We start from the raw sequence: 12,109 nt of genomic DNA, 5'->3' as shown, positions 1-12,109 counted from the left end.
GCTCGCGCTCACCGGATACCATCCGCCCACAGATGGGCACTTCCCGGGAGGATGACGTTGGGTCGGCTCACCGGCAGGAACCCCTCCCTGCTGCGCAGGATCAACTCCACGGTCGTCCTGCGGGCGCTGCGCGCCGCCGACGGCTCGCCGACGCTGTCCGACCTGGCCCAGGCCACGGAGCTGTCCCGCCCGACGGTCGAGGGCGTGGTGGAGCAACTGGTGGCGGCCGGGCTGGTGGCGGAGGCCGGGGTCGGCCCCGGCGGTGACGTCCGGCGGCAGGGCCGGCCGGCGCGCCGCTACCGCTTCCGGGCCGAGGCCGGCCACCTGCTCGGCGTCGAGATCGGCCCGCACCGGGTGGCCGCCGTCCTCGCCGACCTGTCCGGCCACCGGCTGGGCACGGTCGAGCGGGAGGTGTCCGACCGCGCCTCGGCCGACGAGCGGCTGGAGCGGATGCGCGGTGTGGTCGCCGAGCTGCTGCGCACCTGCGAGGTGCCCCGCAGCACCCTGCGCGCGGTGGGCGTGGGCAGTCCCGGGATCGTGGAGGCGGACGGCACGGTGCGGCTGTGCACGGCGCTGCCGGGCTGGACCGGGCTGCCCCTGGGCGAGCGGCTGCGGCGTTCCTTCCGCTGCCCGGTGCTGGTGGAGAACGACGCGAACGCCGCCGCGCTGGCCGAGCACTGGAAGGGCGCGGCCGTCGGCTCCGGCGACGTGGTGTTCGTCCTGGCCGGGCTGAGTCCGGGCGCCGGTTCGCTGATCGGCGGGCGGCTGCACCGGGGGTTCGGCGGCGCGGCCGGGGAGATCGGCGCGCTCCACCTGCTGGGCCGCGAGGCCGCCCCGGAGCACCTGCTGTCCACGACCGGCGAGCCGCTGCACCCCCTGGACGAGGCGGCGGTGGCGGAGGTCTTCGCCCTGGCGCGCCGGGGCGACGAGCGGGCTCGGCAGGCCGTGGACCGGTTCATCCGGCGGCTGGTGCACGACGTGACGGCCCTGGTGCTGGCCCTCGACCCCGAGCTGGTGGTCGTCGGCGGCTGGGCCGCCGGGCTGGACGGGGTGCTGGACCCGCTCCGCCGCGAGCTGGGCCACTACTGCCTGCGGCCGCCGCGGGTCGAGCTGTCCCGGCTGGGCGGGGAGGCCATCGCGACCGGCGCGCTGCGGCTGGCGCTCGACCACGTCGAGGAGGAGCTGTTCACCGTGGAGGGCACCGGCATCCGCTGAGAAGCGGGCGGGGCCGCCCCCGCTGCCGGGGGCGGCCCCGCACGGGGCTCGGTGGCGGACGGTTAGGTGGTCAGCTCGCCAGCAGGGCGACCCCGCCGGAGTCGCCGAAGGTCAGGCGGCAGGTGTCGGCGCGGTACGTGGAGACCGCGACCGCCGCGGTGCCGCCCGCGGCGAGGTACCGGGTGGTGACGACGAGGACGGGCGCGCCGGGCAGGCGGTCGAGCCGCTTGGCGTCCTCCGCACGGGCGGACCCCAGTTCCACGGCCCGCTCCTGGCCGCTCAGCTCCAGGCGCCGCAGCTCGCGGAGGACGGCCCGGCCGCGGGCGGCGCCCGCGTCGGTCTCGATGCCGGACATCCCGGGCACGGAGGCGGGCGGGACGTACAGCAGCTCGGTGGCGACCGTCTGGCCGTGGACCGTCCGGACGCGGTGGACGGTGTACACCGTCCGGCCGGTGTCCGTGCCGAGCGTCCTGGCCACCGCCGCCGGGGGCGCGCTCTCCTCGCAGCCCTCGGTCTGCCAGGCGTCTCCCGGGGCGCCGGGCCAGTCGTGCCGGACCGGGTCCACCTCGACGCCGACGCGCGGCGGGGCGACGGTGGTGCCGACCCCGCGGCGGCGCTGGAGGCGGCCCTCCAGCTCCAGTTGCTCCAGGGCCTGGCGGAGCGTGGCGCGGGCGACGCCGAAGCGCGCGGCCAGCTCCCGTTCGTTCGGCAGGATCTCCCCCACCGCGAACTCCGAGTCGAGCGCGTCCGACAGCACGGTCTTCAGGTGCCAGTACTTCGGCTCCGGCACCGTCTCCAGTCGCGTGGTCCCCACCCTTGCCTCCGCAGTCGCCGTGTCCCGTCGGGTTTATGCGCGCTTGTTTTTTAAAGGTTGTTGCGTATGTCGAACGCTAACGATAGGGACGTACCGCCCTCTTGGTCAAGACCAATTCCCCCCGATAGCGTTCGGAGCGGAACGAAACGATCAGCGAGGGGCGGAGGGGCGGTCATGGAGCGACGGGTCACGGTCGTCACGGGCGGCAGCCGCGGCATCGGGGCGGCGACCGCCCGGCGGCTGGCGCGGGACGGGCACGACGTCGCCGTCGGCTACGAGCGGTCGAAGGAGGCGGCGGACGCCACGGTCGAGGCGGTGCGGGCCGCGGGCCGCGAGGCGATCGCCGTACGGCTGGACACCAGCGTGGAGAGCGAGGTCGACGCCTTCTTCGAGGAGGCGGCGGAGCGGCTGGGGCCGGTCACGGGCGCGGTCCTCAACGCCGGGATCACCGGGCCGCTGGGGCGCTTCACCGAGACCCCCACCGAGGTGATGCGCCGGGTGGTGGACGTCAACGTCATGGGGACGCTGCTGTGCGCGCGGCGGGCGGCCCGGGAGATGTCCACGCGGCACGGCGGGAGCGGCGGCGCGATCGTCACCATCTCCTCGTGCGCGGCCACGCTCGGCAGCCCCGGCGAGTACGTCCACTACGCCGCGACCAAGGCGGCGCTGGACGCCATGACGGTCGGGCTCTCCAAGGAACTGGGACCGGAGGGGGTGCGGGTGAACTGCGTGCAGCCCGGGACGGTCCTCACCGACATGCACGCCACCATGGGCGATCCGCAGCGGCCGTGGCGCAAGGCCGAGATCACCCCGTTGGGCCGCCCGGGGGAGCCGGAGGAGGTGGCCGGGGCGGTCGCCTGGCTGCTGTCGCCGGAGGCGTCGTACACCACGGGCGCCGTCCTGCGGGTGAGCGGCGGGCTCTGACACCCCGCGCCCCGGCCCGCCGCCGCCCGGCGGGGCGGGGCGCGGGGCGGAGGGGAAATGATTGCCCCGCACACCCCGGGCAATTACTCTGAGTCATCGATACACTACCGTGCGAGGTGGCCAGAGTCGTGAGTTCCCGGGTTTCCCAAGACAGCTCCGAAGCCAGTTCCGAAGACGGCTCCGAAGAGGGCGTGGCCCTGACGGAGGGCCACCGGACCGCCGGTTCCGCACCGGTGGACTACGCCGAGGCGACGCGCTCGGTCGTCGATGCCGTCGTCTCCCCCCTGGCCGCCGACGTCGACCGGCTGGGGAGGTTCCCCCGGGCCGGCGTCGACGCGCTGGCCGGTGCGGGCCTGCTCGGCCTGATCAGCGCCCCCGAGGTGGGCGGCGGCGGCCGGGGACTGGCCGCCGCGGCGCACGTGGTGGAGGAAGTCGCCGCGAGCTGCGGCTCGACGGCCGCGGTCCTGCAGATGCACTACGCGGCGACCACGGTGATCGAGGCGCACGGCCCCGAGGAGGTGCGCCGGGCGATCGCGCGGGGCCGGCACCTGACCACCCTGGCCTTCTCCGAGGCGGGCTCCCGCAGCCACTTCTGGGCACCCGTCGGCACCGCGCGGCGGGACGGCGCCACCGTCGTCCTGGACGCCGACAAGAGCTGGGTCACCTCCGCCGGCGAGGCCGACAGCTACGTGTGGTCCAGCCCGCCCCTCGAAGCCGACGGGGCGATGACGCTGTGGCTGGTGCCGGGCGCGGCCGCGGGCCTGCGCGTCACGGGCGGGTTCGACGGGCTGGGGCTGCGGGGCAACGCCTCCAGCCCGGTGTCGGGCAGGGGCGTCCGCGTCCCCCTCGGCGCGATGCTGGGCGCCGACGGCACCGGGCTGGACACCGCCCTGGCCACGGCGCTGCCGGTCTTCCTGGTGCTGAGCGCGGCGGCCTGCCTGGGCACCATGGAAGCGGCCCTGGGCCGGGCCGGGAACCACCTGCTCACCACCGGGCTGGACCACCTGGGGGAGCCGCTGGCCCACCAGCCGTCCCGGCGGGCGCGGTACGCCGAGCTGCGCACGCGGGCGGACGGGGTGCGCACCTTCCTGGCGGACACCGTGGCGGCGCTGGAGACGGGCCGGGCGGACGCGACGCAGCGGGTCCTGCAGGTGAAGGCGGTCGCCGCCGAGGCGGCCTGCGAGGTGACCGACGGGGTGATGCGGCTGTGCGGCGGGGCCGCCTTCCGGCGGGAGCTGGGGGTGGAGCGTCCCTTCCGGGACTCGCTGGCGGCGCGCGTCATGGCGCCGACGACCGAGGCGCTCCACGACTTCGTCGGGCGGATCGCCCTGGGGCTCCCGCTGTTCGGCGGGGAGGTCCGGGCATGACGCTGGTGATGGGCGCCGTGGCCTACGACCCGAAGGTGGTCACCATCTGGGCGGGTTTCCGCGCGTGGCTGCGCGCCCGGGGGCTGCCCTTCGACTTCGTCCTCTACTCCCACTACGAGCGGCAGGTGGAGGACCTGGTGGCGGGACGGCTGCACGCCGCCTGGAACTCGCCGCTGGCCTGGGTGCGGGCCTCCCGGATGGCGCGGGCGGCGGGGTGCCGGGTCCGCGCGCTGGTGATGAGGGACACCGACCGCGACCTCACCTCCCTCGTCCTCGTCCGGCACGACGCGCCCCACACCACCCTCCTGGACCTCAAGGAGGGCACGGTGGCCGTGGGGGCGGTCGACTCGCCGCAGGCCACCCTGCTGCCGCTGTCCCTGCTGCGCCGGGCGGGCCTGCGGCCGGGGAGGGACGTCACGGTGCGCCGGTTCGACACCGGCACCGGGCTCCACGGCGACCACCTCGGCGGCGAGCGGGACGCGGTGCGGGCCCTGCTCGCGGGCGAGGCCGACGCCGCGTGCGTCCTGGACTCCAACCACCTGCTGTTCGGCCGGGAGGGCACGGTCCCGCCGGGTGCCGTCAGGGTGCTGGCGCAGTCGGCGCCGTACGACCACTGCGTCATGACGGTGACCGACGCCGCCCCCGGCGAGCCGGTCGAGGAGTTCGGGAGGCTGCTGCTGTCGATGTCCGCCGCGGACCCCGAGGCGCGTCCCCTGCTGGACCTGGAGGGGCTCACCGCCTGGCGGCCGGGGCGCACCACCGGATACGCCCTCCTGGAGGCGGCGGTCGACGAGGCGGGCTTCTACGACTCCGCCGGGAGGATCACCGCCGGGGAGTACGCGCCGTGAGCGGACCGGACCTCCCGGTCCTCCGGCTGGGGCGGCTGGGCTTCGAGCAGGGCGCCCACCTGCTGGTGCGGCGGGCGCTGTGCGGGCTGCGCCCCGGGGAGGAGCTGGGGGTGGCGGGGGACGACCCCGCGCTGCTCGTCCACCTCCGGGCGTGGTGCCGCCGCCACGGCCACCGGCTCCGGACGCCGGAGCCCGGGGACCGCACCGCGCGGGCGGACGCGCGGGCGGGCGTACGGGCCCGGATCGTCCGCGGGCGCTTCGACCTCGACCGCTGGTCGGACGCGGAACGGGCGGGGGACGCCGCCCCCGGCCGGGTCCTCGCGCGGCCCTCGCCCACCTGGGGCCTGGCGGCACGCGGCGCGCTGGTCGAGAGCGGCGGGCCGGAGGGCCCCTTCGACCTGGTGGACCGGGAGCACGTGTGGGCCGACGTCGCGCCCGCCCTCTACGCCCGCGCGGCGGCGGAGCAGTGGGACCCCGCCCGGGCGGTCGACTGGGACGCGCCCTTCACCCTGCCCGACGAGGTCGAGCGGGCCGTCGTCCAGGTGATGACCTACCTGGTGGAGAACGAGCAGGCCGCCCTCGTGGTGCCCGCCCGGCTGCTGGCGCGCGTCCACCCGCACTTCCGGGAGGTCCTCCAGCTCCTGGCCGTCCAGGCCGCCGACGAGGCCCGGCACATGGAGGTCTTCACCCGCCGCGCCCTCCTCAGGGGCGGCCGGATGGGCACCTCCTCCGCCGGGGGCCGGCAGTCCCTGGGCACCCTGCTCGCCGAGGCCGACTTCTCGCTGGCCTCGTTCCTGCTGTCGGTCCTCGGCGAGGGGAGCTTCCTGAACCTCCTCGGCTTCCTGGAGCGGCACGCCCCGGATCCGGTCACCCGCCGGATCACCGCGCTGGCGCGCCGCGACGAGGCCCGGCACGTCGCCTTCGGGGTCGCCCACCTCCACCACCGGAGCACCCTCGACCCGGCCTTCCGCGCCAGGCTCCGCGCCGCCGTGGAGCGCCGCCACGACGCCCTGGTGGACACCGCCGGGCTGAACCAGGACGTCTTCGACTCCCTGGTGGTCCTCGCCGCCGGCGCGTGGACGCCGGAGGCCGTCGCCCGGGGCTTCGAGGCGGTGCGCAGACTCCGGGCCGAGATGGACGAGGGACGGCAGCGCCGCCTGGTCCACCTCGGTTTCCCCCCGGACGAGGCGGCCGAGCTCTCCGCGCTGCACACCCGCAACCTCATGTGACCGCGGCGCCGGCCGGTCCGTCCCCGGCGCCGCCGTCACGGCGCGAGGTGGGCCAGCTTGTCCGGGTTGGAGACGAGGTAGACGGAGCGCACCAGCCCGTCGGCCACCTCCAGGACGAAGACGGCGAACGGGCGGCCCTCGGAGGTGGCCAGCAGGGCGGGCCCGCCGTTGAGTTCGCGCAGCACGATCTCCAGGCCGGGGACCGGGGTCTGTGCGATCGCGGCCAGGAAGCGGCCCACCTTGTCGGCGCCGACGATGGTCCGCAGCGGCGCCTTGGCCCTGCCGCCGCCGTCGCCGACCAGCCGGGCGTCGGGCGCGAGGACGGCGAGCAGGCCCTCCAGGTCGCCCTCGGTGGCGGCGGCCAGGAAGCGCTCGGTCAGCCTCCGCCGCTGCTCGGGATCGACCTCGAAGCGCGGGGTGCGTTCGGCGACGTGCCGGCGGGCGCGCGCCGCGAGCTGCCGTACGGCGGCCTCGCTCCGGTCCAGGGTCCCGGCGATCTCGCCGTAGGGCAGGCCGAAGGCCTCGCGCAGCACGAACACCGCCCGCTCCAGGGGGGAGAGGGACTCCAGGACCACCAGCACGGCCAGGGAGACGGACTCGGCGAGCACCACGCGCTCGGCGCCGTCCGGGACGGTGCGCCGGTAGTCGGTGGCCAGCGGTTCGGGCAGCCACGGGCCGACGTACGCCTCCCGCCGGGAGCGGAGTTGGCGCAGCCGGTCGACGGCCAGGCGGGTGGTGGTCCGCAGCAGGTAGGCGCGGGGCTCGCGGACGGCCGCGCGATCGGCGGCGGACCAGCGCAGCCACGCCTCCTGCACCACGTCCTCGGCGTCGGCCACCCGGCCGAGCATGCGGTAGGCCGCCCCCAGCAGGACGGGCCGGTGCTCCTCGAAGACGTCGGTGGCGTCGGACGCGCTGTCGTTCACCCCGGGATCATCCCACCCGGCACCCCGGCGGCACCCGCCGGGAGCCCCGCACGCCCTTCCCCGGGCGGCCGGTCGCTGACATCGTGTCTACGAACAGGCGACCCGCTGTCCGACGTCCCCCGCAGGAGGGTTCCATGGCTTCACCGGCTTCCTTCGTCCGCGTCTCGCCCGCCGACCGCCCGGCGTTCACGGTCGCGTACGAGCGGCACGGCTCCGGAGAGCCCGTGGTGCTGCTGCACGGCATAGGCCACCACCGGCAGGCGTGGGAGCCGGTGACCGGCATACTGGCCGCCTCCCACGACGTCATCGCCCTGGACCTGCCGGGCTTCGGCGAGTCCCCCGCACTGCCGGACGGCCTGCCGCACGACCAGGCCACGGTGGTGCCGATGCTGGCCGCGTTCTTCGCCGAACTGGGGGTGGAGCGCCCGCACGTGGTGGGCAACTCCCTCGGCGGGCTGCTCGCCCTGGAGCTGGGCCGCCGCGGTCAGGCCCGCTCGGTGACCGCCTTCTCCCCCGCCGGTTTCTGGACCGAGCCCGAAAGACGCTACGCCTTCGCCGTACTGGCCGGGATGCGGGCGGGCGCACGGGTGCTGCCGCAGCCGGTGGTGGAGCAGATGGCCCGCAGCGCGGTCGGCCGGGCGGCGCTGACCGGCACCATCTACGCGCGTCCCGGACGCCGTTCGCCCCGGGCCGTGGCCGCCGAGACCCGCGCGCTGCGCGAGGCGTCCGGTTTCGAGGCGACGCTGGCGGCCGGGCGGGCGGGGAACGAGGTGTACGACGCGGACGTCCCGGGCGTACCGGTCACCATCGCCTGGGGCACCCGCGACCGGCTGCTGCCGCCCCGGCAGGGCGTACGGGCCAAGCACGCGATCCCCGGCGCCCGGCTGGTGCGGCTGCCGGGCTGCGGGCACGTGCCGATGAACGACGATCCGGCGCTGGTGGCGCGGGTCATCCTGGACACCGTCGGCCGCCCGGCCGACCCGGCCCCTTCCGCCGCCCCGTCCGCCCCGGCCGTCCCGGGCGCCCGGTCCGCCGACCGGGCCGAGGACCGGGCCGAGGACCGGCAGCCGGACCCGGCCTGACCGCCGGACCGGACGTCCCACCGGGCGCCGGACCGGGCGCGGGTCCGGCCCGTAGTGCCGTCCGCAGCCCCGGGACGGCGGCCGCTCCACCGGCGGTTCGGCCGTCATGCGTTCGCGGGTGCGGTCGCCGGCGGCCGGGGTGCCGTTGCGCACGTCGCTCCGGGCGCGCCGCTGGGCCGGGAACTGCGTTCGGCGGCCCCGCACCGTTCCGGGAGACGGCACGTCCGACCCCGAGCGGGTCTTCGTCAAGGCCCGGGGCGAGCGGGGAACGTGCCGCCGGGCGAGGGCTGCCGGTTCCACGGCCAGGTGGGACAGCAGCCGTCGGCGCGCGGGCCCCCGGGCGCCTACGCTGGCGCCCATGAGCGATGGCGAAGGCCACGGGGCCGGTCTGACGTACGCCGGGGCGGGGGCGACGCGCGCCGGTGACCTCTCCGCCCTCCCCGCGGGTTTCGGGCGGTTGCGGGTCCGCACCCGCCTGGGCTCGGGCGAGGCGGTCTTCCGGTCGGCCGCCGACGCCGTGCTGACCTGGCGGATGCACCGGGCGATGGGGGTGGAGATCACGGCCTCCGCGCCGCGCGCCGAGCCCGGGGTGCGCGTGGTGGTGGGCCTGGGCGCCGGACGGCTGCGGCTGCGCGCCCCGTGCCGGGTGGTGTGGTCCGAGGACGGCGGGCGGCGGGCCGGCTTCGGCTACGGGACGCTGCCGGGGCACCCGGAGAGCGGCGAGGAGGCGTTCGTCGTGGAGTGGGCGCCGGACGGTGCGGTGTGGCTGGAGGTGCGGGCGTTCAGCCGTCCCGCGCTGTGGTGGGCGCGGGCCGCCGGCCCGCTCGTCCCGCTGTTCCAGCGGCTGTACGCCCGGTGGTGCGGGGTGACGCTGCGGCGGCTCGTCCGGTGACGGCGGCTTCGGCCGCGGACCCGCCGACCGGTCCGACAAAAGGCGCATGGACCCCAGAAGCACCGGAAGGCGCTTTACCCATCGGTCACAGGCCGTTCGTGATCAGGCAACACCGGTCCGCGAGAGTGGCCGGCATGACTGATTCCCCCGCGCACCGCACGGACCGCCGCACGGACTGCCGTACGACCCGCCGCACGCCCCGCGGCCCCCACCACTGGCGTCACGACCTGATCGAACTGGCCGCGCTGTTCACGGCCGTGACCGTGGCGGACAGCATCGCCAAGACGGTCGTGCACGGGCCGGACGGCCCCGTCCTGCTGGTCCTGTCGGCCGCCGCGCTGCTGGCCGCGGTCGGGATCCACACCTGGTGGGCACGGCGCCGCCCCCATCCCCCGCCCACACCCGGGCAGTTCGACGGGCCCGGCGGGTCCGGCGGGCACGGGACGGCGGACGCCACCGCCCCCGGCGCCGCGGCGCACGGGCGCCCCGGCGAGGACCAGCCGGTGCTGTGGCGGCTGCGCACCACCGTGCGGGAGGAGCCCGGTTCGCTGGCCGCGCTGTGCACCGCGCTGGCGCGCCACCGGGTGGACGTCCTCAGCCTCCAGACCCATCCGCTGGGCGAGGTGACGGTGGACGAGTTCCTGCTGCGGGCGCCCCGGACGCTGGAGGCCGGCGAACTGACCCGGGCGGCGGCCGCGGCGGGCGGCCGGGACACCTGGCTGGAGCACGCCGACGCCCACGACCTGGTGGACGTCCCCGCCCGGGTGCTGGCCCTGGCCACCCGCACCGCCCTGGACACCGCCGAACTCCCGCTCGCCCTGCGGCAGTTGCTGGGCCGCTGCACGATCCGCTCGGTGCCGGCGCACCTGCCCGGTGCCCGGGTGGACGGACGGCCGGTCCCGGAGGAGGGCGTGCTGGAGGAGACGGTGCTGCGGCTGCGCGACCCGCACGGCGGGGCGATCGTCGTCGAACGCCCCCATCTGCCCTTCACCCCCACCGAGTTCGCCCGGGCGCGCGCCCTGGTGGAGCTGGACGCCCGGCTGGACGCGGCCACCTCCGGGGAGAGGACGGGGGCGAGGGTGCCGCGCCGCCGCGAGACGCTCACGCTCCCGGAGGGGAACGAGATCACCGTGCGGCGGGCGGACACCCGTGACGCGGAGGCCGCCCGCGCGATGCACCGGCGGTGCTCGGCGCGGACGCTGTCCTCGCGCTACCACGGCCCGGTGCGGGACGCCGACCGCTACCTGGACCACCTGCTCAGCCCGCGCTTCGGGCGCACCCTGGCGGCCGAGACGGCCTCGGGGAAGCTGGTGGCGCTCGGCCATCTGCTGTGGGACGGCGACGAGACCGAGGTGGCCCTCCTCGTCGAGGACGTCTGGCAGCGCCGGGGCATCGGCACCGAGCTGCTGCGCCGCCTGGTGGCCATGGCGACCGAGGCGGGCTCCGCGAGCGTCTACGCCGTGACGCAGGCGCACAACACCGGCATGGTGGCGGCGATGCGGGGCCTGGGGCTGCCGCTGGACTACCAGGTCGAGGAGGGCACCTTGGTGATCACCGCCCGGCTCGCTGCGGCCCCCGCTCCCGCGGAGACGGGCGGGCACTGAGCCCCGCGCCGAGAGCCGCGCTGTGGCCCGTGACGCCGCTCCGGGTGCCGTCCGCGGCGCCCAGGGCGGCGTCGAGGTCGTGCCACAGGTCCTCGACGTCCTCCAGGCCGACCGACATGCGCAGCAGCTTCTCGCTGATCCCGCCGGTGCGGCGGTCGGCCTCGCCGATGATGCGGTGGCTGATGGAGGCGGGGTGCTGGATGAGGGTGTCCACACTGCCGAGGCTGACCGCCGGGGTGATCAGCCGGACTCCGGCGATCACCCGGTGCGGGTCGCCGTGCACCTCGAAGGAGACCATGGCGCCGCCGAGCCCCGGATAGTGCACGCGGGCGACCCGGGGGTCGTCCGCCAGGCGCCGGGCCAGTTCGGCGGCCGTGGCGGACTGCGCCCGCATCCGCACCGGCAGGGTGGCCAGGCCGCGCAGCAGCAGGTAGCCGGCGAGCGGGTGGAGGACGCCGCCGGTGGCGAAGCGCACCCGCCGCAGGTCCCGGGCCGTCTCCTCGTCGCAGGCGACGACACCGCCGAGGACGTCGCCGTGGCCGCCCAGGTACTTGGTGGCGCTGTGCAGCACGATCCGCGCGCCGTGCTCGACCGGGCGCTGCAGGACGGGGGTGGCGAAGGTGTTGTCGACCAGCAGCGGCACCGAGCCGCAGGAGTGCGCCACGGCGTCCAGGTTCATTTCGGCCAGGGTCGGGTTGGCCGGAGTCTCCACCATCACCAGGCCGGTGTCGGGCCGGATGGCGTCGGCGATCCCGGCCGGGTCCGTCCAGGTGACCTCGGTGCCCAGCAGTCCGCTGGTGAGCAGGTGGTCGCTGCATCCGTACAGCGGCCGCACCGCGACGACGTGCCGCAGCCCCTGCGAGGCCCGTACCAGCAGCACCGCGCTCAGGGCCGCCATGCCGCTGGCGAAGGCGACGGCCGCCTCGGCGCCCTCCAGCCGGGCCAGGGCCTCCTCGAAGCGCGCCACGGTGGGGTTGTCGAGCCGGGCGTAGACCGGCGGGCCCTCCAGACGGGCGCCGGTGGCGGCGAACTCGTCCAGCCGGGCGGCCTCGGCGCGGCTGTCGCAGGAGGGGTAGGTGGTGGACAGGTCCAGGGGGGCGGCGTGCAGGCCGAGGGCCGCGAGGTCCTCGCGCCCGGCGTGCACGGCCTCGGTCTCCAGCGAGCGGGATCGCACCGCGCGTGTCGTGTCCATGCTGTCCTGGTTCATGGCC

General features: G+C 76.6%; 11 protein-coding genes. 8 read left to right on the top strand and 3 right to left on the bottom strand.

Translation table 11 applies throughout. The features are described 5' to 3' along the window. Nucleotides 1–57 precede the first annotated feature (57 nt). The gene (locus VE546_RS09170) at nt 58–1,215 is read left to right on the top strand and encodes an ROK family transcriptional regulator (protein ID WP_324920513.1); all 1,158 of its coding nucleotides are present in this window, start codon (nt 58–60) and stop codon (nt 1,213–1,215) included. Nucleotides 1,216–1,285: 70 nt separating this feature from the next. Here the strand turns inward: VE546_RS09170 and VE546_RS09165 are convergent, their stop codons facing one another. Continuing rightward, a complete protein-coding gene (locus VE546_RS09165; RefSeq protein WP_324920512.1) occupies nt 1,286–2,029 on the bottom strand; it encodes a GntR family transcriptional regulator in 744 nt (247 codons plus the stop codon). Between the two features lie 174 nt (nt 2,030–2,203). Here VE546_RS09165 and VE546_RS09160 point away from each other — a divergent pair, with 174 nt between their 5' ends. From VE546_RS09160 to VE546_RS09145, 4 genes are all read left to right on the top strand, one after another. Continuing rightward, nucleotides 2,204–2,953, top strand: coding sequence for an SDR family NAD(P)-dependent oxidoreductase (locus VE546_RS09160; RefSeq protein WP_324920511.1), 750 nt, complete (start codon nt 2,204–2,206; stop codon nt 2,951–2,953). Between the two features lie 191 nt (nt 2,954–3,144). Further along, nucleotides 3,145–4,320, top strand: coding sequence for an acyl-CoA dehydrogenase (locus VE546_RS09155; RefSeq protein ID WP_324920509.1), 1,176 nt, complete (start codon nt 3,145–3,147; stop codon nt 4,318–4,320). After that, on the top strand, nt 4,317–5,168 hold the full coding sequence (locus tag VE546_RS09150; protein WP_324920507.1) for a phosphate/phosphite/phosphonate ABC transporter substrate-binding protein: 852 nt from the start codon (nt 4,317–4,319) through the stop codon (nt 5,166–5,168). The genes VE546_RS09155 and VE546_RS09150 overlap by 4 nt, the downstream gene beginning before the upstream one ends. Further along, complete coding sequence (locus tag VE546_RS09145; protein ID WP_324920505.1) at nt 5,165–6,397, top strand: ferritin-like domain-containing protein; 1,233 nt, start codon at nt 5,165–5,167, stop codon at nt 6,395–6,397. The genes VE546_RS09150 and VE546_RS09145 overlap by 4 nt, the downstream gene beginning before the upstream one ends. A 35-nt stretch (nt 6,398–6,432) precedes the next feature. On the opposite strand, the gene VE546_RS09140 is transcribed toward VE546_RS09145, so the two are convergent. Next, nucleotides 6,433–7,320 (bottom strand): RNA polymerase sigma-70 factor, encoded by an 888-nt coding sequence (locus VE546_RS09140; RefSeq protein WP_324920503.1) that lies wholly within the window; start codon nt 7,318–7,320, stop codon nt 6,433–6,435. Nucleotides 7,321–7,454: 134 nt separating this feature from the next. On the opposite strand from VE546_RS09140, the gene VE546_RS09135 reads away from it, so the two are divergent. From VE546_RS09135 to VE546_RS09125, 3 genes are all read left to right on the top strand, one after another. After that, nucleotides 7,455–8,402: an alpha/beta fold hydrolase gene (locus VE546_RS09135; protein WP_324920501.1), complete on the top strand. Its 948-nt coding sequence runs from the start codon at nt 7,455–7,457 to the stop codon at nt 8,400–8,402. Nucleotides 8,403–8,760: 358 nt separating this feature from the next. Continuing rightward, nucleotides 8,761–9,294 carry a DUF1990 domain-containing protein gene (locus VE546_RS09130; RefSeq protein ID WP_324920499.1) on the top strand — a complete coding sequence of 178 codons (534 nt, stop codon included), beginning with the start codon at nt 8,761–8,763 and terminating at the stop codon, nt 9,292–9,294. 134 nt (nt 9,295–9,428) lie between these two features. Further along, nucleotides 9,429–10,898 carry a GNAT family N-acetyltransferase gene (locus tag VE546_RS09125; RefSeq protein ID WP_324920497.1) on the top strand — a complete coding sequence of 490 codons (1,470 nt, stop codon included), beginning with the start codon at nt 9,429–9,431 and terminating at the stop codon, nt 10,896–10,898. Here VE546_RS09125 and VE546_RS09120 read toward each other — a convergent pair. Next, nucleotides 10,846–12,105: a trans-sulfuration enzyme family protein gene (locus VE546_RS09120; protein WP_324920496.1), complete on the bottom strand. Its 1,260-nt coding sequence runs from the start codon at nt 12,103–12,105 to the stop codon at nt 10,846–10,848. The genes VE546_RS09125 and VE546_RS09120 overlap by 53 nt on opposite strands. Nucleotides 12,106–12,109: the final 4 nt, after the last annotated feature.

This window comes from Streptomyces sp. (assembly GCF_035644915.1).
Taxonomy (GTDB): domain Bacteria; phylum Actinomycetota; class Actinomycetes; order Streptomycetales; family Streptomycetaceae; genus Streptomyces.
This window is presented reverse-complemented; position numbering and strand designations above follow the sequence as displayed.